The 21513-nt window shown below is 69.2% G+C and carries 19 protein-coding genes and 1 pseudogene; 8 read left to right on the top strand and 12 right to left on the bottom strand.

Annotated features, from left to right (window positions below):
* Positions 1-61 precede the first annotated feature (61 nt).
* Complete coding sequence (locus Q0A34_RS07455) at positions 62-904, top strand: MetQ/NlpA family ABC transporter substrate-binding protein (RefSeq protein ID WP_291479371.1); 843 nt, start codon at positions 62-64, stop codon at positions 902-904.
* Between the two features lie 129 nt (positions 905-1033).
* Complete coding sequence (locus Q0A34_RS07450; RefSeq protein ID WP_291479370.1) at positions 1034-1960, top strand: hypothetical protein; 927 nt, start codon at positions 1034-1036, stop codon at positions 1958-1960.
* Here Q0A34_RS07450 and Q0A34_RS07445 read toward each other — a convergent pair.
* The 7 genes and pseudogenes from Q0A34_RS07445 to Q0A34_RS07415 form a co-directional block, all read right to left on the bottom strand.
* Positions 1926-2363 (bottom strand): hypothetical protein, encoded by a 438-nt coding sequence (locus Q0A34_RS07445; RefSeq protein WP_291479369.1) that lies wholly within the window; start codon positions 2361-2363, stop codon positions 1926-1928. The two genes, Q0A34_RS07450 and Q0A34_RS07445, sit on opposite strands and share 35 nt — an antisense overlap.
* A 20-nt stretch (positions 2364-2383) precedes the next feature.
* Positions 2384-4152 (bottom strand): annotated as a pseudogene (locus Q0A34_RS07440) (ABC-ATPase domain-containing protein).
* A gap of 144 nt (positions 4153-4296) precedes the next feature.
* On the bottom strand, positions 4297-5214 hold the full coding sequence (locus Q0A34_RS07435) for a nitroreductase family protein (protein ID WP_291479368.1): 918 nt from the start codon (positions 5212-5214) through the stop codon (positions 4297-4299).
* Positions 5211-5651 carry an SRPBCC domain-containing protein gene (locus Q0A34_RS07430; RefSeq protein WP_291479367.1) on the bottom strand — a complete coding sequence of 147 codons (441 nt, stop codon included), beginning with the start codon at positions 5649-5651 and terminating at the stop codon, positions 5211-5213. The genes Q0A34_RS07435 and Q0A34_RS07430 overlap by 4 nt, the downstream gene beginning before the upstream one ends.
* Positions 5648-5911, bottom strand: coding sequence for a hypothetical protein (locus tag Q0A34_RS07425; RefSeq protein WP_291479366.1), 264 nt, complete (start codon positions 5909-5911; stop codon positions 5648-5650). The genes Q0A34_RS07430 and Q0A34_RS07425 overlap by 4 nt, the downstream gene beginning before the upstream one ends.
* A 19-nt stretch (positions 5912-5930) precedes the next feature.
* Entirely contained in the window at positions 5931-6752 is an 822-nt protein-coding gene (locus Q0A34_RS07420) for a response regulator transcription factor (RefSeq protein ID WP_291479365.1), read from the bottom strand.
* Entirely contained in the window at positions 6749-8068 is a 1320-nt protein-coding gene (locus Q0A34_RS07415) for an ATP-binding protein (RefSeq protein ID WP_291479364.1), read from the bottom strand. Before Q0A34_RS07415 ends, Q0A34_RS07420 begins: the two co-directional genes overlap by 4 nt.
* Before the next feature lie 148 nt (positions 8069-8216).
* Here Q0A34_RS07415 and Q0A34_RS07410 point away from each other — a divergent pair, with 148 nt between their 5' ends.
* Complete coding sequence (locus tag Q0A34_RS07410; RefSeq protein WP_291479363.1) at positions 8217-9518, top strand: PspC domain-containing protein; 1302 nt, start codon at positions 8217-8219, stop codon at positions 9516-9518.
* 21 nt (positions 9519-9539) lie between these two features.
* On the opposite strand, the gene Q0A34_RS07405 is transcribed toward Q0A34_RS07410, so the two are convergent.
* Positions 9540-10985 (bottom strand): CitMHS family transporter, encoded by a 1446-nt coding sequence (locus Q0A34_RS07405; protein ID WP_291479362.1) that lies wholly within the window; start codon positions 10983-10985, stop codon positions 9540-9542.
* Positions 10986-11143: 158 nt separating this feature from the next.
* Between Q0A34_RS07405 and Q0A34_RS07400 the strand changes: the two genes are divergently transcribed.
* Both Q0A34_RS07400 and Q0A34_RS07395 read left to right on the top strand, forming a co-directional pair.
* The gene (locus Q0A34_RS07400; RefSeq protein WP_291479361.1) at positions 11144-12826 is read left to right on the top strand and encodes a sensor histidine kinase; all 1683 of its coding nucleotides are present in this window, start codon (positions 11144-11146) and stop codon (positions 12824-12826) included.
* The gene (locus Q0A34_RS07395) at positions 12826-13506 is read left to right on the top strand and encodes a response regulator (protein ID WP_291479360.1); all 681 of its coding nucleotides are present in this window, start codon (positions 12826-12828) and stop codon (positions 13504-13506) included. Before Q0A34_RS07400 ends, Q0A34_RS07395 begins: the two co-directional genes overlap by 1 nt.
* A gap of 16 nt (positions 13507-13522) precedes the next feature.
* Here the strand turns inward: Q0A34_RS07395 and Q0A34_RS07390 are convergent, their stop codons facing one another.
* The 3 genes from Q0A34_RS07390 to Q0A34_RS07380 form a co-directional block, all read right to left on the bottom strand.
* Positions 13523-14839 (bottom strand): hypothetical protein, encoded by a 1317-nt coding sequence (locus Q0A34_RS07390; RefSeq protein ID WP_291479359.1) that lies wholly within the window; start codon positions 14837-14839, stop codon positions 13523-13525.
* A 284-nt stretch (positions 14840-15123) separates the two neighbouring features.
* Complete coding sequence (locus tag Q0A34_RS07385) at positions 15124-15531, bottom strand: YccF domain-containing protein (RefSeq protein ID WP_291479358.1); 408 nt, start codon at positions 15529-15531, stop codon at positions 15124-15126.
* A 7-nt stretch (positions 15532-15538) separates the two neighbouring features.
* Complete coding sequence (locus tag Q0A34_RS07380) at positions 15539-16942, bottom strand: MFS transporter (RefSeq protein ID WP_291479357.1); 1404 nt, start codon at positions 16940-16942, stop codon at positions 15539-15541.
* Between the two features lie 163 nt (positions 16943-17105).
* Between Q0A34_RS07380 and Q0A34_RS07375 the strand changes: the two genes are divergently transcribed.
* The 3 genes from Q0A34_RS07375 (at position 17106) to Q0A34_RS07365 (ending at position 20548) form a co-directional block, all read left to right on the top strand.
* On the top strand, positions 17106-17822 hold the full coding sequence (locus Q0A34_RS07375; RefSeq protein WP_291479356.1) for a hypothetical protein: 717 nt from the start codon (positions 17106-17108) through the stop codon (positions 17820-17822).
* Between the two features lie 246 nt (positions 17823-18068).
* Positions 18069-19793, top strand: a complete 1725-nt coding sequence (locus Q0A34_RS07370) for an alkaline phosphatase D family protein (protein ID WP_291479355.1) — start codon at positions 18069-18071, stop codon at positions 19791-19793.
* Between the two features lie 53 nt (positions 19794-19846).
* Complete coding sequence (locus tag Q0A34_RS07365) at positions 19847-20548, top strand: DNA alkylation repair protein (RefSeq protein WP_291479354.1); 702 nt, start codon at positions 19847-19849, stop codon at positions 20546-20548.
* On the opposite strand, the gene Q0A34_RS07360 is transcribed toward Q0A34_RS07365, so the two are convergent.
* A complete protein-coding gene (locus Q0A34_RS07360; protein ID WP_291479353.1) occupies positions 20542-21450 on the bottom strand; it encodes a 3-hydroxyacyl-CoA dehydrogenase in 909 nt (302 codons plus the stop codon). The two genes, Q0A34_RS07365 and Q0A34_RS07360, sit on opposite strands and share 7 nt — an antisense overlap.
* Between the last annotated feature and the right edge of the window lie 63 nt (positions 21451-21513).

Below are 21513 nucleotides of genomic sequence, written 5' to 3'. Positions count from 1 at the left end.
ATAGACCGAGTGGTCTAGTGTGGTGTGTGGATGACGTTCCACACACCACGAGGAGACCACCATGACAACCACCACACGCCGGATCCTGCGCCGCGTCGGCGCCACCGCCGTCGCAGCGACACTCGCCGCAAGCCTCGCCGCCTGCGTCGACGACGGCTCGCAGCAGGAGGAGGGCACCATCCGGGTCGGCACGTCCCCCGGGCCGTACAGCGAGGTCTTCCGCGAGGGGATCGTCCCGATCCTCGAGGACGACGGGTACGAGGTCACCTTCGACGACTTCACCGAGCTGCAGCAGGCGGACATCGCCCTGAAGGAGGGCAGCGTCGACCTCAACGTCGACCAGCACACCGCCTACATGGAGGCGTTCAACCGGGACGCGGGGGCGAACCTGGTGGCCGTCACACCCGTCCCCACGGTGCCCGCGGGCCTGTACTCGTCGACCCACGACAGCCTCGATGAGATCGCCGACGGCCAGACCGTCTCTATCCCGGAGGACCCGTCGAACGCCTCGCGCGCCTACCGGATCCTCGCCCAGGCGGGCTGGCTGACGCTGAAGGACGGTGCGGACGACACCGAACTCACGGCCGGGGACATCGCGGACAACCCCAGGGGCCTGGACATCCGGACCCTGGACTCCGCGTTCATCCCCCGGGGGCTGGACGACGTGGACTGGGCGGTCATCCCGGGGTCCATGGCGTACGCCTCCGGTGTGGACCCGGAGCTCCAGCTGCTGCAGGAGGAACTGCTCCCCGAACTGGAACTCGTCGCCGTGGTGAGGAGTGAGGACGCGGAGTCGGAGTGGGCCGACGCCGTCGCCGCAGCGTACCGCTCCGACGAGTTCGCCGAGTACCTGGAGAGCCGTGGGGAAGACAGCTACTGGTTCATCCCGGAGGCGCTGAAGTGACCGGACCACACCGCACCCTCCTCGCCGAGACACTGGACCGCACAATCGTGACGAGCACCTGCACCTCGAGGATCTCGATTCGACCGTCCGCGACCACTCCCGCCTGGTAGACAGATTCCTGTGAGGAGAATGCAGAGAACCCAGAGAACACTCACCCTGTCAGTGACCGTCGCGGGATTCCTCCTGCTCGCCGGATGCTCCTCCGGCGAGCAGGACCTGCCCGACCCCACCTTCGCCGAGCAAGCCTCGACGACTGCGGCGGACGACGACGAATTCGAGGACGTCGACCCCGACGGCTTCATGCTCGACGGCAGGGTCGTCTTCGACAACCGCACCGGAGACGAGGGGACCGGCGTCTGCCTCATCGGCACCGACGAGAACGACGGTGATGCGGTGACCTGCACCGGGACCGCCCCGGGAGACGCGCCGGACATCGAGGTGCCCCCGTTCGGGCCACAGCGCCCAGGGGCCGTCGCGATCACCGCCGAGGGAATCACCTACACCATGGTCGAGGGTGTGCGGCCTGCACCGGGGAAGTTGGAGCCGGGCCAGCGGATCACCGAGGGCGACGCCTCCTGTGAGATGAGCGACGACAGCGAGCTGAACTGCACCGTCGGAGAGACGTCCCTGACCCTCAGCGGTGACGACCGCACGATGGCGCTCACCGGCGAGGTCCTCGACCACGAGTACCACGTGGATCCGGACGCCTCATCGCCCACCGCCGGCCAGGATGACGCTCCGGCCGGCATCGACGGGGACTACAGCGAGACCGACGAGCCGGTTTCGGCGGGGACGACGTGCGGTGCCGCGTCCGGCCGCACCCTCGTGGAGGTCCGCGAGGGGGCGGTCTCGTGTCTGGAGGCGCAGCGGGTCATCGACGACTACCGTGAACGACGCTATGCCGAAGGCGGTGGGAACTCCCTGGCGATGATGCTGGGGGAGTGGGACTGCTCCAGCCCCACCGCCGGACGCGCCGCACAGCTCGACGCCGCCGAGATCTGCCACGGCCCGGACGACACCGTCATCGCGACTCCCGCAGGATCCGGACAGCCTTAGGGCCCACGCCGTGCCACGACGCCAGTTCGTCCTCGTCGACCCCGTCGAGGTCGGCGAGGCAGGTGATCCCCCGTTCCACCAGGGCGCGGGTCGCCGGCGTCCCGATGCTTCCCGGAAGGTCCCCGACCTCACCGGCGACAGCACCCTCGGCCGCACGCATCCGGGAGGTCAGGTCGTCCGGCGCCGCAGCGAACCACGCCCGGCGGACCAGCGCATTCGACTCCATCCCGTTGACGTCCGCCAGGGGAACGTCGTCCTGCCCGGGGAGCCTGAGGGACTTCTCCGGGGTCACGGTCGCGAACACCTCGCCCGCCACGGTGTAGGTCCTCCACCGGCCCTCCACAGCCTCGGCGACGCCGGGCAGGGCGAGGGCGGCCTTACGGATCTGGGCTGGAGTGGTCACAGACCGAGCCTACCGGGGAGTCACCCGCCACGTCGCGGACGCAGTCCCCGGTACCGGTTCACCGCGGCGGCGATCTCGTGGCGTCGGATCCCCGCGAGCCGCCCCGGATGACGTCCCCGGCCGTGGGCGGACAGGACGTCCAGACCGTCCTCCCCGATCCGTCGGACGATCCGGTCGACGATGTCCTTCAGCGGCGTCTCCCCGTCGAGGTCGACCAGGGCCAGCGCCGCTGCCACCGCATTCGTCTGGGACGGGTCCACCAGCTGCGACCAGGCGGACAGGTCGACGGACCCGTCGCCGACACGGACGGTGTGCAGCCCCTTCGCCTGCGGCGGACGGGAACCGCGACCACCGTGACTACCGTGACCACCGTGACCGCCGGCGGGTGTCGGGCTGAAGGACGCCCCACCCGGGCGACGCGGCTCCGGCCGCTGCATCGCAGAACCCCCGGCCGGCCCGGCGAGCTCGCGCGCACGGTCGGTGACGTCGACAGGACGGTAGCTGTCGAGCATCACCACCGTGTCGGCGACGTCGATGAACATGCCTGAACCGCCGGCCACCAGCACCGTGGACACACCGTGGTCCTCCCACAGGGAGCGGACGCGGTCCACCAGCGGGGTGATCGGCTCCTTCGTCGCCGGGACGAGGGTGCGCATCCGGTCGTCACGGATCATGAAGTTCGTTGCCGAGGTGTCCTCGTCGATCAGCAACGTCCCCACCCCGCAGTCCAGAGCCTCGACCAGCCCCGCCGCCTGCGAGGTGGAGCCTGAGGCGTTGGTGGTGGAGAAACAGCGAGTGTCGGGCGCGGACCCTGCGCCGGGAAGGTCGTGCAGGAAGGGGGGAGATGTCCACGTCGGTGACCGCACGTCCGTCCTCCGCCCGCAGCGCGACAGCGTCGGGGTCGGTGACGGCGAACTCACGGCCGTCCCCTGGGACGTGGTTGTAGACGCCCAGTTCGAGAGTGCGGAGCAGGGTGGACTTGCCGTGGTACCCGCCGCCGACGATGAGGGGTGACCCCCACCGGCACACCCAGCCCGGTGACGGTCCGCCCCGACGGAAGAGCCACACTGTGCCGCAGCGATTCCGGGGACTCGAACGGCACCGCCCCTGCGAGCGGACGCTGGGAGTTGCCGGCCGCCCTGGGCAGTACCGAACCGTCCGCCACGAAGCCGACGAGGCCCATCCTGTCCAGCGACCCGCGCAGGAACTCCTGGTCGCGGAATGTCTCGTGGGCCCGCGCCAGTTCGTCGAGGTCGTCGCCGTCGAGCCCCACAAGCGCGTCCTGCACGACGGCGGGCAGGGCCCCGCACAGCAACGCGGCGGCCGCCCGGCCCCGGATCCGACGACCCTGGGCAGGCATCGCCGCCTCCATCCGGACGGTGACCCGGTCGTCGTCCACGTCGACGACCACACTGCTGCGGTCGAGCACCTGCTGCCCCGGGCGGTCGACGGTGAGGAACCCGGAGCCTTTGCCGCCGGTCGGGTTGTGCACGTCCACCGCGGCGGCGACCCGCCGGGTCAGGTGGTCGCGCACCGGCACGCTGCCCTGGTGGGTGTCCACCAGCTGCGACGGTATCCCGGTCGACGACAACGGCACGCTGACCTGCACCAGCGACGGCGGAGCGAAGGGGTCTGCCTGGACCTTGTCGATGGAGAGGTCGACCGGGACACCGTCGTCGGTGTGCAGCCGGTGGGTGCCGCGCAGCTTCCTGTACGCGCCGTAGCCCGCACCGTCGAGACCGGTGAGGGTGCTGTGGAGGTCTGTGCCGGCAGGTGGTCGTCGCGTCATGGCTCCGCAGCCTAGCAACCCCGCTGGTCGGTCACACCGGCCTGTGGGGTTGCCGCGTCGGGCGGGCGCGGAGCCAGAGGCAGAGTCCGGGGGAGGGGCCGGAGGCTAGGGCGGACCGGTCGGGACGCGGATCGCCGGGGTGAGTCAGTGCAACCCGAAGCCCGCTTTCTCCAGGAACCGGCGGATCAGGTGGCGTTTCGTCTTTGTCGCGGCGTTCCGTGACACCCGGTGCAGGGTCTGGGCGGACCACTGCGGATGTTGTCCGTAGCGGGCGAAGTACCTTGCCAGGGCCTCGTCGTAGTCGGCGAGGAGCCGGGCCCGTTCCTTCGGGCCGTCTCCGTCTGTCCTCGGGTTGTACCGGTCGTGGTGGACGACGAGTTCCATCGGGAGGCGTGGTTTCACCCCGGCGTTCTCCTCCGGGTCGCCGTAGCCGATCGCCAATCCGAGGAAGGGCACGACGTCCTGCGGGATGCCGAGGATGTCCTGGACTGCGCCGATGTCGTTGCGCATCGAGCCCAGGTACACCGTGCCCAGCCCCAGCGACTCCGCGGCGACGGCGGCTGTCTGGGAGGCGATGCCGATGTCCAGCACCGAGGTCACCGGTTCATCCAGGTAGTCCAGTGAGCCGAGGTCGTGGGGCGGCAGCGAGGAGACGCCGTGGATCTCACCGCCGGCACCGTCACCGGCCTTCTCCGCGTCCTGTTCCGCACGGGCGGCGAGGAACCGGATCTGCGAGAAGTCCACCAGCCACAGCAGCAGCACCGGGGCGGTGGCGACGTGCGAGGACATCCGTTTGCCGATGCCCGCGAGCTGCTCCTTCACCGTGGGGTCGCGCACCGCCACCACGGACACGGTCTGTTTGTTGGAGGAGGACGGGGCGGACTGCGCGGCGGCGAGGACCGTGGAGAGCACGGTGTCGTCGACGTCCCTGTCCTGCCACAGCCGGACCGACCGGTGGGAGGTGATGGTCTCCAGGGTGTCGTTCCACCGGTCCGGCGACCACGGTTGAGCTCTCCCGTAGCGTTCGGTCAGGCGGTCGTCCGGGGTGGGGCGGCCGGTCATTCTGCTCCTCCGGTGTCGACGGTGGTGAGTGGGTCGGTGAAGAGTGCACGCAGACGGTCCAGGGCGTCCTCCCATTCGGTGCGGGCGGCTTCGGCGATGGTCTCCGCCTCTGCACCGTGGATGGTGTTGGTGAAGGTCAGGGAGGTTTCCTCGCCTTCGGCGTCGAGGTCGAAGCGCAGGGTCTCGTTGTTCCAGCTGTACTCCAGCACCGACGGGGGACGGAAGACCGTGACCTGCCCTTGCCCCACTGTCCCGTCGGAGATGAAGGTGAGTTGCCGGCCGGCGCCGAAGACGAGCAGTGAACGGTCGTAGTCGAGTACGTCACCGAACCATCGGCGCAGGTGGGAGGCGCGGGTCAGTGCGCGGAACGCCCGGGTGGGGGTGGTGGGAAGCTGCGCGGTCAGGGTGATCGTCGCGGGGTCCATGGGCACGGTCACATCGGGTTCAACGGCACCTGGCGGGATGCCTCGGCGTCACTGTCGATCTGCCAGACGAGGTCGGGGGCGTCGCCGTGGGGTTCGCCGACGAGCTCGGCGAGTTTCCGGCGGACGCCGGTCTCGAGGTCGTCGAAGTCATCGCCCCAGGCAACTGCCCCGTCGACCCCGACCACCGCGGCGCACCAGGTGGAGCCCCCGGTGTCGCCGGGGTCGGTCTCGCGGACAACGTTGACGGTGTAGCTGGAGTTCTGGTTGCTCATGCCCACCACTTCTACACGCCTATCCCAGTCTGTTGTCGGACACCCACCGTGACAGGGAGTGTCGGTTGGTCTGCTGGGTCTTGCGCAGGACGTTGGAGACGTGGGTCTCCACGGTCTTCACGGAGATGAACAGCCGTCCGGCCATCTCCCGGTAGGTGTAGCCGCGCGCCAGCAGCCGCAGGACCTCCTTCTCCCGCGGGGTGAGTGTCGACAGGACGGTCTGGTCGGCGTCGTCGGGGAGCGGGGTGGGGTCGTCCGTGTCGTCGGGTCCGACGGTGCCGACGCTGCCGAGGCTGCCGCCGGCGGTGCCGAGGGCGCCGGACGCTCCGGTGGGGGCGCCTGCCGGGCCGTCGTCCGCAGGTCCGGCGGTGAAGGCGTCGAGGACGTAGCCGGCCAGCCGAGGGGAGAACACCGCGTCCCCGGAATGCACCCGGAGGATGCTGTCCACGAGTTCGCGGCCGCTGATGTTCTTCGTCACGTAGCCCCGGGCGCCGCCCCTGATGAGGGAGATCACGTCGGTGGGGTCGTCGGAGACACTGAGCCCGAGGACGCGGGGCCCCTCGTCGGTGGAGGCCACAGCGCCGTCCCTGAGGCGCCGCAGCACCTGCAGTCCGCCACCGTCGGGCATGTGGACGTCGAGCAGCACGACCTGCGGTGCGGTCTGCCTGATCCCGTCGACGGCGTCCCCGACGGAGCCGGCCTCACCGACCACGCGGATCTCCGGGTGGCCCGTCAGTTCGGCGCGGACTCCGGTGCGGAACATGGAGTGGTCGTCGACGAGGAACACCGACACCGCGTCGGCCCCCGAGCTTGGCCCTGCGTCTGGCCCTGTCCCTGTCACCGCGCCTGCCCTTCCAACCTGAGGATGACCTCGGTGCCGAACTGCCCCGAGTCGATCTCCACGCTACCGCCGACGCGGTCCATCCGGTCGAGAATCGAGGTGCGCACCCCCTGCCGGTCCCCGGGGATCGACTCGACGTCGAAGCCGGGGCCGCGGTCGCGGACGAACAGTTCCACCGTGCCGTCGTCGTCGACCTCCAGGTACACGTTGACCTCCCGGCATCCGGAGTGCTTCGCCGCGTTGACCATCGCCTCGCGTCCGGCGAGCAGCAGGGCGACGGCGGCGTCGTCGGTGTCGCGGTCCTCACCGACGATCACTGGACGGATCTGCACACCGAAGGTGTCCTCGACCTCGCCGCAGGCCACACGCAGGGCCCCGAACAGGGTCTCGGTGCGTACGGACTCGCCGGGGGCGAAGAGCCACTGGCGCAGCTGCCGTTCCTGGCTGCGGGCCATCTGCGCGATCTCCGGCTCACCGGACTTCTTCTGGATCAGTGTCAGGGTCTGGAGGACGGAGTCGTGGATGCGGGCGGCGATTCGCGCCCGCTCCTCCTCGGCGGCCCGTTCCCGGGCGTTGGTGTTCGCCATCGACCACAGGCGCAGCCACAGGGGGATCAGGACCACCACGAGACCGGCGATCAGTGCGACGGCGGCGATGAGGGCGGGGACGATCACCCCGCCGGCACCGGTCGGGCCACCGGGGGTGTCGCCGGACTCCTCCACCCGGATACCGAAGACGGTGTAGCCGATGCCGACGGCCAGCAGCACCAGGCCGCCGACGAGGCTCGCCCACTGCAGTCCGCCGGGCACCCGGCCGGGCGGTGCCGGCTGACCCTGTGGGCCGGAGGCTCCGGCGAGGGCGTTCGGGCCGAAGGTCCGCCACACCAGCAGCACACCGCCGGCCAGCAGCAGCACGCTCACCGCGACCTGTGGACGCATCGCCGCGCCACCGAGGAACAGGACCAGTGCCAGTACGACCAGCAGCCGGTCCACCCCGGCGACCGGCCTGTTCACCAGACCGGGGTCGAGGCCGCGCTGCCTCACGGACCGTTCGGACGTCGAGTTGGACGCCTCACCGGCGGTGCCTACCCGGGTGGTGAACACCCACAGGGCGAAGTAGGCGATCACGCCCACTCCGGCGACGGTGGTGGCCAGGGCGAAGACCAGGCGCACCGCGGTGAGCCTGACACCCAGGTGCGCGGCGAGGCCGGTGCACACCCCGGCGATGACTTTGCCGTCGGCGACCCGGAACAGGTCCGGGGTGGGCGAGCCGGGACGTCCTGCGGGGCGCCCTCTCGTAGCGGGAAGGTGGGACATGGGTCCAAGACTGCCAGGGGCGGCCGGGTCAGGGTATCGGGGACCTCCCTGAGATCCTCGGGAGGTCGCCCCTCAGGGGAGATGATCAGGGTCGATATCCGGGGCATCCCCGATGTGGTTGGCTGGAGGTCCGCGAAGAATGGGGTCCATGAGTTACGGCACACAGTCAACGACCCCGGGTACGGGCAACCCCCGGGGCACCTTCGAATCCACCGTCCGCCGGATGTGGGACACCCGCCCCGTCCGATTCCCCCGCAGTCAGTCGACCAGGTCCTGGTTCTTCGGTGTGTGCGAGGGCATCGCCGTGCGCTACCAGGTCTCGCCGCTGCTCGTGCGGCTGGTGTTCGTCCTGATGGCCTTCCTCGGCGGCGTCGGCCTGTGGGTCTACGGCATCGCCCTGCTGGTGATGCGGCGCTACACCGTCCCGAAATCCCCGCTGGACGTGCTCCTGCGCGGTGAGCGCGACCCCCGCTTCTCCGAGGACCGGTCGCTCGCGGTCGGCACCCTCGTCGTCGGCGCGGTGTTCCTGGTGTTCGGCGGGATCTTCAGCGGGGGGATCACGCTGACCGGCATCGTGGTGTCCGCCGCGCTGACCGGTGTGGCCTGGTGGCTGCTGTACGAGCGTCAGCCGGTGGCGCCCACCGGGCTGCTCGACCGGGACGACCACCGCGGTCCGGTGCCGTCAGACCCGGCGGCCCCGGCGGCACCGTCAGCCGAGTCGGACGCCCCCGCGTCCTCCTCCCCGCACGGGGACGCCACATGGCGGGCGGCGGCCGACGCGCCGACCATCAACCTGGACGGGGTCGAGGCCGCGCCGGGTTTCGAACCGCCGCGGACGCAGCCGCCGTCGTGGGACCCGCTGGGCACGGCGCCCTTCGCCTGGGACCTGCCGGACCCGGGTGAGCCTGTCGAGGACCCTGGGGCCACGGCCGGGGAGCCGAAGAAGAAGCGCCGCGGGCTCAGGGCCCTCGTCGTCGCCGCGGTCCTGGCTGTCGTCCTCGCGCTCGTCGGCGGTGCCATTGTCCTGGGCACGGTGCTGTTCCCCCGGTGGGGCGGTGTCACCTCGGTGGAGGGCAACTCCACCTCCGGCACCTTCGCCAGCGGCACGCAGACCGTCCGGACGGTGGACGGCGACCTGGACTACACCTTCACCATGAGTTCACCGACCCTCGACTTCACCGGGGCCACCGTGGAGCGCGACAGCGAGATCAACCTGACGACCACCATGGGGTCGGTGGGTGTGGTCTTCCCCGAGACCACGGACGGGCCGTCCTACCGGGTACGTCTGAGCTGTGAGTCGCTGTCGATGAGCGAGGTCGACTGCGACACCCTCGACGGCACCCTGGTCAAGGGAAGGGGGGACGCCGGGAACTCCGGGAACGCCGGGAACACGGTGACTGTGAACGTCAACGCCACCATGTCCGAGGTCCGGTTCGACCAGGTCAGTTGACCGGGTGGTGTGCCGTGGCGGTCAGCCCACGTGGGAGGGGATGGGGCCGAGGAGGATACCGACGGCCAGCATGACCACCGACACCACGACGGCCCGCCACAGCACCTTGCGGTGGTGGGCTCCCAGGTCGACGTTGGCCAGCGAGACCAGCAGCAGGATCGCGGGGACCAGGGGGGACTGCATGTGGACCGGCTGTCCGGTGATCGACGCCTGGGCCATCTGCACCGGTTCGATGCCGAAGTGTGCCGCGCTCTCGGAGAGGACTGGCAGGATGCCGAAGTAGAAGGCGTCGTTGGACATGAAGAAGGTCATCGGCATCGACAGCAGGCCGGTGATCGGGGCCAGGTAGCCGCCGAGGGAGTCCGGGATGATCGAGGTGATCCACTCCGCCATGGCGGTGACCATGCCCGTGCCGTCCAGCACACCGACGAGGACGCCGGCGGCGAGCACCATGCCCACGACGGCCACGATGGAGCTGGAGTGCGCGACGATCTCGTTGGCCTGGTCCTTCAGGCGGGGGAAGTTCACCGTGAGGGCGATGGCGGCGCCCACCATGAAGACGTAGGCGAGGGGGAAGAGGTCGGCGACGAGCAGTGCCATCAGGACGATGGTGAGCACGAGGTTGAACCACAGCAGCTTCGGCCGCAGTGACGCCCGGTTCGGGTCGAGCATGGTGTCCGCCATCGACGTCTGCACTGCGGTACCGCCGGAACCGCTGCCGGATTCGGTGTCGGGCCCGGTGTCGCCGGTGCGCGGCGTCATCCCGGTCAGGTGGGAGGTCTCGAGTCGTCCGAGGCGCTTGCGCTCGGCCTGGCCCATGAGCCATGCGAAGACGAAGCAGATCACCAGTCCGGCGGCCAGCGACGGCAGCATGGGGACGAAGACCTCGGACGGGTCGACGCCGAGGGCGGCCGCGGCGCGGACGGTCGGGCCACCCCACGGCACGATGTTCATCGTGCCGTTGACCAGGCCGGCCACACAGGTCAGGATGACCGGGCTCATCCCGAGCCGGATGTACAGCGGCAGCATCGCCGAGGTGGTGATGATGTAGGTGGTGGATCCGTCACCGTCGAGTGAGACGACCCCGGCGAGGACCGCGGTGCCGAAGACGATCTTCGCCGGGTCGTTGCCGAGGATCCGGGTGATCCAGGTGATCAGCGGGTCGAACAACCCGACGTTGATCATGATGCCGAAGTACATGATCGCGAACATCAGCAGCGCGGCGGTCGGCGCCATGTCCTTGACCGCGTCGATGACCATGTCGCCGATGCCGAGACCGGCACCGGCGATCAGGCCGAACACGGTGGGCACCAGGATCAGGGCCAGCATCGGAGTCATGCGGCTGGTCATGATCAGTGCCATGAACGTGAGGATCATGAGGAAGCCGAGCGCGACGAGTATCCCGTCGGACGGTGTGTGGCTCAGGTTGTAGTCTGCCGCCAGCAGCAGACTGTCTGCGGTGGTCATCGCATCTCCTTCAGGTGTGTCTGACCGGACAGGCTGAGACTAAAGTGACCGGCGACACAGTGCGATGGTTGTGTGCGTTAGATCATCTTCTGTGCAAACAATGACTTGTGCGCATTGTGCTCACTGCTTCTGCGTTGCCGTGCCGTACACTTCCTGACGTGCGTTTTTCAACGAAAGTTCTTCTCCTCCAGCTGCTGACGGTCTTCACCGTCGTGGCGGTGTGTTCCGGCGTCTTCGCCTGGATGTCGGTGGAGCGGCTCAAGCAGGAAGCGATGCATTCAGCAGTGTCCATCGCCCGGTCGGTGGCCGAGGACCCCCAGGTCCGCGCAGAGGTCCCGGGGGGAGCCCCCGCACCGGGGCTGGCGGACCTGGCCGCCGGAGTGGAGACCCGCACCGGCGCCCTGTTCGTGGTCATCACCGACGCCGACGGCATCCGGCTGGCTCACCCGGACCCTGACCGCATCGGCCAGCGGGTCAGCACCGACCACGAGGCGGCGTTGCGCGGGGAGGAGGTGACCGCCTGGGAGACCGGTACGCTCGGACACTCCGCCCGGGCGAAGGTCCCGGTCTACGCCCCCGACGACTCGGTCAGGGACATCGCCGACAGCGAACCGGTGGGGGAGGTCAGCGTGGGGTTCCGGCGCGCCAGTGTCTTCGACGACCTGCCGTTGGTGCTGTTCGGGGTCGGGATGGCAGGGCTCACCGCCCTTCTCATCGGGGTCGTGGCCAGTGTGCTGATGAGACGGCGGTGGGAGCGGCTCACACTCGGCCTGCAGCCGGAGGACCTCGTCGAACTCGTCCGGCACCAGGCGGCGGTCCTGGACGGGGTGGGCGACGGCGTGCTCTCGGTGACCCCGGACGGTGAGGTCGAGGTGGTCAACGAGGTCGCCTCTCGACTGCTCGGCATCGGGCGTGCAGAGGGGGACGGGGCGGGGCGCACCAGGGTGGAGGATCTCGGCCTGCCGTCCCGGGTGGTGGAGGAGCTCAGCGGATCCTTTGACAACGTCGTCGTCGGAGGGCGCGTCCTCTACCTGGACGCCCGTCCGGTCACGCGGGCCGGGCGGCACCTCGGCACTGTCGTCGTGGTCCGTGACCGGACGGACCTGGCCGCCCTGACCCGTCGGCTGGGCACGGTGCAGGCGTTGGGGTCGACTCTGCGGGTCCAGCGTCACGAATTCGCCAACCGGATCCACGCGGCCTCGGGTCTCCTGGACGCCGGACGGGTGGAGGACGCCAGGTCGTTCCTCCAGGACATGGCGGACAGGGGTCCGGTGGATTTCCCTCTGCAGGGCGCGGAGCTGCTTGGGGAGCCTTTCCTCCAGTCCTTCCTGGGCGGCAAGGCGATGGAGGCCAGCGAACGGGGGGTGGCCCTGCGGGTCGGCGAGGAGACGTTGGTGCTCGACGTGATCGACGGCGCCGGAGCCGTCGAGGACGTTGCCACGGTGCTGGGTAACCTGGTGGACAACGCGGTCACCGCGGCGCTGTCCGCCCCGGACGGTGACCGGTGGGTCGAGGTCACCGCGATGCAGGACGGGGGTTCCCTGACACTGGTGGTGGCGGACTCCGGCGGTGGTCTGGACGGCGCCCCGGGGCCGGGGCCCACGGGCGGGGCCGGCCCTGACGACCCCGTTCACGGCCACGGCATAGGACTGACCCTGACCCGGGAGCTGGTGGCGCGGCGCCGCGGTGAACTCTGGGTCATCGATCGGGGCGGGAGCGTCCCGGGGCAGGGTGCGGTCTTCGGCGTCCGTCTCCCCGGCATGTTCACCAGTGGCACCGACGGCGGTGTCGGCACAGACGGCGCCGGCGGCGAACCGACACACGAAAGCGAGGAACAGTGATGACGTCGAAGTCCACTCAACGTGACCTGCGCGTCCTGGTTGTCGACGATGACTTCCGGGTCGCCTCGATCCACGGGGACATCGTCTCGGGGGTGGAGGGGTTCGAGGTCCAGGCGACGGTGGGGACCTGTGCAGGGGCGCGGGCGACGCTCGCAGCCCGGCCGCCTGACCTCGTCCTCGCCGACGTCTACCTGCCGGACGGGGACGGCATCGAGCTGGTGCGCGGGATGTCCACGGACGCGTTCGTCCTCTCCGCGGCGGTGGAGTCCGCGACTGTCCGCCGCGCACTGACCGCGGGGGTTCACGCGTACCTGGTCAAGCCGTTCACCAGGCAGTCGCTGGTCGACAGGCTGGAACGCTACCTCCGGTTCCGGAGGATCACGGGCACCGCCCACCCGATGAAGCAGGAGGAGATCGACCGGGCTCTGTCGGCGATGCACGGGACCTCGCAGCCGGTGACGGCGGCGGGCAGCACCACCGAGGATCTGGTGCTCGACGCCCTGGGTACGCAGGAACGGTCCGCCGCCGAGGTCGCGGAGCTCACCGGGGTCTCGCGTGCGACGGCCCAGCGCCGGTTGTCGGCCCTGGCGGGACGAGGTGTGGTCACCGTGCGCCTACGGTACGGGAGCTCGGGACGCCCGGAGCACCTCTACGCCAGGTCCACCGGCGCCGGGTGGTGAAGGGGAGGGGGGTGGATCACCGCGACAAAGGTGCCTGTGGCGTCGGTGGCGCCGGTGGAGTCGACTGCGATGATTTCTGTACCACCTTCCGTCGCATCAGGGACGAGGCGAGATTATCGACGTGTACACCGTGCAGGAACGGTGCCGCGATGACGATCGACCGGCGTGTGGTCTCGAAACCGAGAATCGTCGCTGACACGTGTCCGTCAGCGAATACCTTGAGCCGGGGCCAGAGTGTGACTTCACGCTCCACCGTTCTGATGTCACTGAACGCCACCTCTGCGTGGAACAGCGCCCCCATGTCCACGATCAGCCTCTCTGAGTCCGCTGAGATCCGGGTGGCTCCGAATGAGCGCACTGACCAGTTCACCAGGAGTGCACATGTCCCGATGCTGAGGGCGCCGTAGACGAGGAAGGTCCAGAAGTCATTCGCAGCGAGCGCCCGTCGGGCGCAGACCACGGCCGCGATGGCCAGGAACAGGTATGCCGGAGTGAGGACGAGACCACCGTAACCACAGGTCACCGACAGTCGGTCTCCGTTTTCGGTGGCCTCGGGCCGGAGGATGCTGGCGCGCGGGATCACGCTGGTCACGGGGAGGGACAGTGACAGTCCGACGAAGGCGGCCGGCACTGCCGTCGTCCAGCCGACCTGGACCGTGGCTGCGATGACGAGGGTCACGACTCCGAGAGCGATGAGAAGCGAGCGTGGCTGGAAGCGCGGGAACGGATCCTTGTGTTCGAGGTCGACGGAGGCTGTGCCGGTTGCGCTTCGACAGTCGATGAGGGTCGCGACACTGTGGAGGCTGAGATGCGGGACGGCAAGTCCGGGTATCGACACATGCCGTGAGGTTCGCGGGATGGCGATCGTCTTGGTCCGGACACTCGGGTACACGGAGATGGTCAGGTTATCCACGCCTCGGGTACTGATCACTTTCGTCCGGACGTAGGGGGTGAGTTCGATGGTCCCTGACGACCAGGCGCCGGCTCTGTAGGTGAGGGTGTGACCCCGGACAGTGAGTTCTGACCCTCCGGCGGCGATCGCCAGGAAGATCAACGGCATTATCGCCAAGAACGCTGAGCCGGCGTAGTGGGTGGCCGCACCACCGGGAAACAAGTTATCGGAATCGCCCGTCATCCACACGAACACCGCGGACATCGGCCAGGCCATCATGGCGAACAGGACGAACATTGAGTAGTTCGCGGGTTGGGTCACTGACAGGTCATTTCCGTCGACGGCAACCCGGGGAAAGGCTTTGCGTGTTCTGGCGACAGGCACCAGGATGAGGCCCCACATCAGCGTGCCGGAGAAGGTGACGGAGAGGAGTGCTGCCAAGGAGAAGATGAGGGGCCTGTGCCCGAAGGAATCGTACCGTAGCCACAGAGTGAATGATCCTGCAAGAACGACGAGCAGCGTCACAGCCAGGTTTCCCGGTGATGCCATGTTCTTCCGGATTCCCGCTGCTCGTATTTCTCCTGGAGCTTTCGGAAGTAGTCCAGCCCATCATCCGCGGGGAAGTCCGGGCGGGGAGAAGAGTGTGCCATCAGCGGAATGTTACACAGGCCGCATTCAGGAAGAGGGGGGTACGGGAATTGTCCGGATCCTGCACGGATCCTGCGTCAGGGGGCCGGGATGACCTGCGCCGAGGAGTCCGGGACGATCTCCTTGCCGAAGGGGAAGCAGGTCACGGGGATCATCTTGAGGTTCGCCCAGGCGAGGGGGAGTCCGATGACGGTGATCGCCTGGACGATTGACGTGGCGATGTGCCCGATGGCCAGCCAGAGTCCGGCCACGACGAACCAGACCAGGTTCATCAGCCCGGACCCCACCCCGGCACCGGGCTTCCGGACCACGGTGCGGCCGAAGGGCCACAAGGCGTAGCTGGCCATCCGGAACGAGGCCACCCCGGCGGGGATGGTGATGATGAAGATGCAGGCGACGAGGCCGAATAGGATGTACCCGAGCGACAGCCAGATTCCGCCCGTGACCAGCCAGAGAACATTGAGGACCACGCGAATGAGCTTCATGCCCCGATCATATGCGACCGGGGCGTTCCCCGCCTGACCCACCTGACCCGCCTGAATCGTCGGAGCCGTCGGAGTCGTGTGGGCGTCGGGGCAGCGTCCATGCGGCGACGAGCAGCAGCAGTGCGGCTCCGACGACGCCGTAGAAGACCGCCGTGGTCGCGTCGACCACCGTGTCGGGGTCGGCCTCGCCGGAGCCGTCGGCGATGACGGCGTTCGAGACCGTCCCGTACACGGCGACGGCGACGGCGCTGCCGGCGGAACGGGCGAACATCGTCAACCCGGTCACCTCGGCGCGTTCGGACCAGCCGACCGAGGACTGCGCCGCCACCACGTTGGGTGCTGCGGTGAAGCCCAGGCCGGCCCCCAGCACCAGGGCGACGGCGACGATGAGCCAGATCTCGCGCTGCCCGACGACCAGGAGCAGCAGCAGTGTCCCGACCGTCACGATCGAGGATCCCAGGGTGATGGAGGCGCGGAAGCCGTGCGGTACGTAGATTCGCCCTGCGTTCGCGCTGGCCAGCGGCCAGGCGATGGTCAGTGCCGCGACGGCGATGCCGGCGGTCACCGGTGTGGCGCCGGCGGCCCGCTCCAGGTAGGTCGGGACGAAACTGGTCAGTCCCAGGACGATCCCGCCGATCGCGGCGGAGATCACCACGGCGTGCACGATCAGCCGACGGGACAGGAGGTGCAGGTTGACCACGGGTTCGGCGGCGTGACGTTCGATGTACACGAACAGCGCCAGGGCGGCGGTCCCGCCGAGGAAGCACACCAGCGACGCAGTGGAGGACCACGCCCATGCCTCACCGCCTTCCAGCAGGCCGAGGAGCAGCAGTGTCAGGCCGAGGGTGAGGACCAACGCCCCTTCGACGTCGATGCGGTGGCGTGTCTTCTCGACGTTCTCGTGGAAGTTGCGCCAGACCATGACGGCGGCGAGAATGCCCAGCGGGATGTTGACGGCGAAGATCCAGCGCCACGAGATGTACTGGGAGAACGCGCCGCCGATCAGCGGGCCGAGCATGGAGGACACCGCCCAGACGCTGGCCAGGTATCCCTGGACCTTCGCCCGTTCGCGCACCGTGTAGATGTCGCCGGCGATGGTCTGGCCCATCGGCTGCACCGCTCCGGCGCCGATGCCCTGCACGATCCTGCAGAGAATCAGGGCGGTCATGCTCGGGGCGAGGACCGCCAGGGCGGAGCCGAGGATGAATACCGCGATTCCGGTGAGGATCACCGGTTTGCGGCCGTAGGTGTCGGCGAGCCTGGAGAACACCGGGACGGTGACGGCCTGTGCCAGCAGGTACCCGGAGAACAGCCAGGGGTAGCGGGAGAACTCGCCGAGGTCGGCGACGATACTGGGCACGGCTGTGGCCAGTACCGTGGCGTCCACCGCCATGAGGGCGGACGACAGCATGATCGCTATGAGAACGGGACCGCGGCGGTCCCGGAACACTGACATCGCCATTTCCGCCATCGTAGCGAACGGAGGGGATACGTCGGATGACCGTCCTGTAGCGCGGCACGGGACAGGTGTGGCACGGTAGAGATGACACTGCTGTGAACTACAGATACTGGAGATGAGCTCTGTGCGTGATGTGACCGGAACTCGACGAGGCAGGCTCCTGCCCACCGCGGGGCTCGCCGTGGTGACCACCGCCGGCCTTCTCCTCGCAGGCTGCGACGACGACGGCGCGGGCATCGACGAGGCGCAGGGCGGAGGGGCGGCGGTGAGCGCGGACCCTGATGACGCCGCAGTCTCCGGTGACATGACGCCCGGCCCCGACGACGACAACGAGGGGGACGCGCAGGACGGGTCGGCGCCGCAGCCGACGCCGGGGTCCGTGCCCGCCGACGGGGGTGCGCAGTCGCCCGAGCAGCCGGTCGCCCCGAAGTCGGCCCCTGAGGCGGGTGCGCCGCAGCAGAACCGCGTCGAGCTGGCCGACTACACGGTCCCGCTCAACGGGCAGGACACGATGATCTGCATGTTCCGCGACAGTCAGGAGGCTGACGGGTTCGACTGGGGCTGCCAGGCGGAGAACTTCCACGCGGGGTGGGACGCCACCCGCGGCGGTGACGCCAACGGCGTGGCCTACCGTGCCGGCGGTGACCCCGAGCTGTACGGGCTCCTGGGCAACGCGGCCGGGATCGACAACGCCGGTGGGCTCGAGAGTGGCACGGTCACCAGTGTCGGTGACCGGTTCGTGGTGGATCTGACTCAGCCGGACGCCGCCCTGATCACCGCGGACGGTGTCACCGCCCGTGTCACGGCGCAGAGCTACGAGATCGTCGGCTGAGCTTAAGCGCCGGTGAACTCCTGGGCAACAGTCGGTGAAAGGAACCTGATCTGACCGGCGGCGGCCACGCAGGGCGGATACTCTGACCTTCCGGTTAGACCACCGGTTGTCCTCCGGTGTGCCGGACGAGAGACGGAGAATGACGCTGTGCCGATGAGGCCGAGGAATACCACGCCGCCTGTATCACCTGTACCGCCCCACAGGTCCGCGGGAGGTGTCACGAGACGACGGTTCCTCACCGGCGCGGTGACCGCGGGCGCGGGAGTGGCGCTCGGTGGTCTCCACACCGCAGGGCCCGCCGGTGCCGCCGTTCCAGCCGCCGTCCCGACCGCGGAGGGGAACGACGGCGGGGCAGCGTTCCTGCACTCCGTCGCCTCCGGGGACCCGTGGCCGGACAGTGTGGTCATCTGGACCCGGGTCACCCCCACCCCGCAGGCCACACCGGGCTCAGGGGCGGGGGATCCGACGCGCGTGCGTTGGGAGGTGTCCACCGACCCCGGGTTCGCCGACACCGTCGCCTCCGGTGAACTGACCACGGGGCCCGACCGCGACCACACCGTGAAGGTCAACGTCACCGGACTCACGCCGGCGACAACCTACCGCTACCGGTTCACCGTGCTGGACGGCCCCTCCGCGGGCGCGGTCTCCCGGACGGGCAGGACGCGCACCACCCCTGCGGAGGGCACCACCCCGGACCGTCTCCGGTTCGGGGTGTGTTCCTGCGCGAACTACGAGGCCGGCTACTTCCGGTCCTACCGGGAACTCGCCGACCGGGACGACGTGGAGTTCGTCCTGCACCTGGGTGACTACACCTACGAGTACGAGACCGGGAAGTACGGCGCCGCCTACGGCACGACCGTGCGCAGGGTGGAACCGGCGCAACGCACGACGACCCTCGCCGACTACCGGATCCGGCAGGGGCACTACCGTCGCGACCGGGACCTGGCGGACCTGCACGCCGCCAAGCCGATGATCTGCATCTGGGACGACCACGAGTTCTTCGACAACGCGTGGCGTGACGGCGCCACCGGTGACTCCGAGTACGGCGGGCCGGAGGAGTACGCCGTGGTGCGGCAGGCCGCGACCCGGGCCTACTACGAGTGGATGCCTGTCCGGGCCGGTGAAGGCTTCGGCACGGACGACAGCCGGCATCTCTACCGTCACCTGCGCTACGGCACCCTCGCCGAGATCATCCTCCCCGACCTGCGCACCTACCGCGACATCCAGGGTTCCGCCCTCACCGTCGCAGATGAGGGCCGCACGATGATGGGCCGGAACCAGTTCGACTGGTTCGCCAACGTCATGTCGACCTCGTCCACGACCTGGCAGTTGGTGGGGAACTCGGTGATGTTCGCCCCGATGACCCTGCCGCACTCGCTCGACCCGCGGCTGCACGACTGGCTGGTCGACACCGTCGGCCTGCCGCCGGAGGGGGTCTCGCTGAACACGGACCAGTGGGACGGGTACACGGCGGAGCGTCAGCGCATCGTCGACCTGGTCATGGACAGCCGGACCGCGGCGGGACGGCGTGACATGAACGTCGTCTTCCTCACCGGGGACATCCACTCCTCCTGGGCGGCGGACATCCCCGCGCGGGCGGGGGACTACCGGCTGGGCAGGGACAGGACGGTGGCGGCCGCCGAGTTCGTCGTTCCGTCGGTCACCGCCGCCAGCGCCTTCGACTCCATCGTCCCGGCGCCCGCCGCCGCACCGGCGGTGGGTGAGGTGCTGCGCGTCGGGGAGAGGCTCCTCGCCGAGGCCGACCCCTGGTACAAGTACGTCGACCTCAGCAGGCACGGGACGATGGTCGTGGACGTGGACGCGTCGCGGACCCAGGTGGACTGGTACCACGGCGAGGTCCTGGGCGCCGCGGACCAGCTTACCTACACCACCAGCTGGCAGACTGCCGCGGGTGACCCCGGGGTGCGGCCGGCAGGCGGTGAACTCGACCGGTCCGTGAGTGCCTTCTGAGGGTGGGGCGCGGTGTCCGGCACCCCGGGGCCGGAGGGACCTATGCTGGAGGGATGACTGAGACTGCCAGCACCGTGGACGACGTCCGCAAGCGACTGTCCGGGCTCGCCGACCCGGACATCCTGAAGGTCAATGAACGGCACGGTGACGACCACGCGGTGAACCTGACGAAGCTCCGTGGCGTCGCCAAGGAGGCCGGAACAGGGCGGCCACCGGCGGCGAAGCACGCGCTCGGCACTGAGCTGTGGGCGACCGGCGACTCCGGGTGCCGGCTGGTCGCCACCCTGCTGCTGCGCCCGAAGCACCTGGACGCCGACACCCTCGACGGCATGCTGCGCGACGCACGGACCCCGAAGGTGGCCAACTGGTTGCTGAGCTACGTGGTGATGAAGAGCGGATGCGTCGACGAGTTGCGCGCCAGGTGGTTCACCGACCCCGACCCTGTCGTCGCCTCGGCCGGGTGGGCGCTGACGACCGACCGGCTGGTGAAACGCGGGGGAGAGGTTGACCCGGCCGAGGTCTCGGAGCTGCTCGACACGGTGGAGAGCACCATGGCCGACAGCGAGGAGCGGCTGCAGTGGGCGCAGAACGAGTGCCTCGCCCAGATCGGCATCCACTACCCGGGGTTCCGTGACCGTGCGGTGTCGATCGGTGAGCGGCTCGGGGTGCTCAAGGACTACCCGACACCGAAGAACTGCACGTCCCCGTACGCACCGACGTGGATCGCCGAGATGGTGTCGCGGCAGGGTCAGTAGATCTCCCAGTCGGGGTTCGGGCGCAGGACCGCCCCGTCTGCGTCGTACTCGTAGAAGCCGACGCCGTCCCCGAGTCCGGCCCTGCCGGTGTCGATCCCGCGCTTCTGCAGGAGGTCGGCGAAGGCCTTCTGCTCGTCGGTCGCGTCAGGGTCACCGCGGGTGATGTTCACGGACACGTTGAATCCGACGGTGTCCATCACCTCGAACGGGCCCGACGGGGCCCCTGTGGCGATCCTCCAGTCCCGGTCGATGTCCGCCGGGTTGGCGGCTTCGGCGATGTACAGGCCCGCCGCCGCCTCCAGCCAGGGGATCAGAAGGCTGTTGAGGAGGTAGCCGGGGATCTCCTTGTGGACCGGGATCGGCTCGAGGTTGATCTCGGTGGCGAAGTCCACTGTCCTGTCGAACACCGCCGGGTCTGTCTCCGGGGTGGCCATCACCTCGCCGGTGTTGTACTTCCACACGAGGTTGGCGAAGTGCAGTGCCAGGAACCGGTCGGGACTGCCGGTGGCGCCGGCGATGTCGGAGGGGCGCAGTGACGACGAGTTGGTCAGCAGGATGGTGTGGTCGGGGGCGGCTGCGCCGACCTGGGACCACACCTCCTTCTTGAGCTCGAGGTTCTCCGGGACGGCCTCGATGACGACGTCGGCGGAACTGACGGCGTCGGCGAGGTCCGTGGACGTGCTGATCCTGGCGACTGCGGCGTCGAAGGCGTCGGCGGTGTAGTCGGGGACGTCGGTCGCGTAGTACCGGCGAATCCACTCCCACCGGTCAGGGAGCTTGTCGAGGAGCTCCTGGCTGATGTCGTAGGCCACGACCTGCTTTCCCGCGTAGGCGGCCTGCATGACGATCTGGGAACCGAGGACCCCGGTTCCCAGGACTGTGACGTTCGTGATGGTGTCCATTCCCGCCAGGCTACGCTGAATCAGGATTCAGGCGGAGGGGGCGGGACTGGTGCACCCTTGGGC

This window comes from Corynebacterium sp., assembly GCF_022712195.1.
Taxonomy (GTDB): domain Bacteria; phylum Actinomycetota; class Actinomycetes; order Mycobacteriales; family Mycobacteriaceae; genus Corynebacterium.
The sequence above is the reverse complement of the archived record's forward strand: the minus strand, read 5'-3'. Positions and strand labels throughout refer to the sequence as shown.

Excerpts from the sequence above, each read along its gene's own strand:
- Q0A34_RS07415 (WP_291479364.1), bottom strand. The coding sequence starts at position 8,068 with ATGTCCCACCTTCCCGCTACGAGAGGGCGCCCCGCAGGACGTCCCGGC.
- Q0A34_RS07455 (WP_291479371.1), top strand. The coding sequence starts at position 62 with ATGACAACCACCACACGCCGGATCCTGCGCCGCGTCGGCGCCACCGCC.
- Q0A34_RS07405 (WP_291479362.1), bottom strand. The coding sequence starts at position 10,985 with ATGACCACCGCAGACAGTCTGCTGCTGGCGGCAGACTACAACCTGAGC.
- Q0A34_RS07435 (WP_291479368.1), bottom strand. The coding sequence starts at position 5,214 with ATGACCGGCCGCCCCACCCCGGACGACCGCCTGACCGAACGCTACGGG.
- Q0A34_RS07425 (WP_291479366.1), bottom strand. The coding sequence starts at position 5,911 with ATGAGCAACCAGAACTCCAGCTACACCGTCAACGTTGTCCGCGAGACC.
- Q0A34_RS07375 (WP_291479356.1), top strand. The coding sequence starts at position 17,106 with ATGAGCTCTGTGCGTGATGTGACCGGAACTCGACGAGGCAGGCTCCTG.
- Q0A34_RS07450 (WP_291479370.1), top strand. The coding sequence starts at position 1,034 with ATGCAGAGAACCCAGAGAACACTCACCCTGTCAGTGACCGTCGCGGGA.
- Q0A34_RS07360 (WP_291479353.1), bottom strand. The coding sequence starts at position 21,450 with ATGGACACCATCACGAACGTCACAGTCCTGGGAACCGGGGTCCTCGGT.
- Q0A34_RS07410 (WP_291479363.1), top strand. The coding sequence starts at position 8,217 with ATGAGTTACGGCACACAGTCAACGACCCCGGGTACGGGCAACCCCCGG.
- Q0A34_RS07395 (WP_291479360.1), top strand. The coding sequence starts at position 12,826 with ATGACGTCGAAGTCCACTCAACGTGACCTGCGCGTCCTGGTTGTCGAC.
- Q0A34_RS07380 (WP_291479357.1), bottom strand. The coding sequence starts at position 16,942 with ATGCTGTCGTCCGCCCTCATGGCGGTGGACGCCACGGTACTGGCCACA.
- Q0A34_RS07385 (WP_291479358.1), bottom strand. The coding sequence starts at position 15,531 with ATGAAGCTCATTCGCGTGGTCCTCAATGTTCTCTGGCTGGTCACGGGC.
- Q0A34_RS07365 (WP_291479354.1), top strand. The coding sequence starts at position 19,847 with ATGACTGAGACTGCCAGCACCGTGGACGACGTCCGCAAGCGACTGTCC.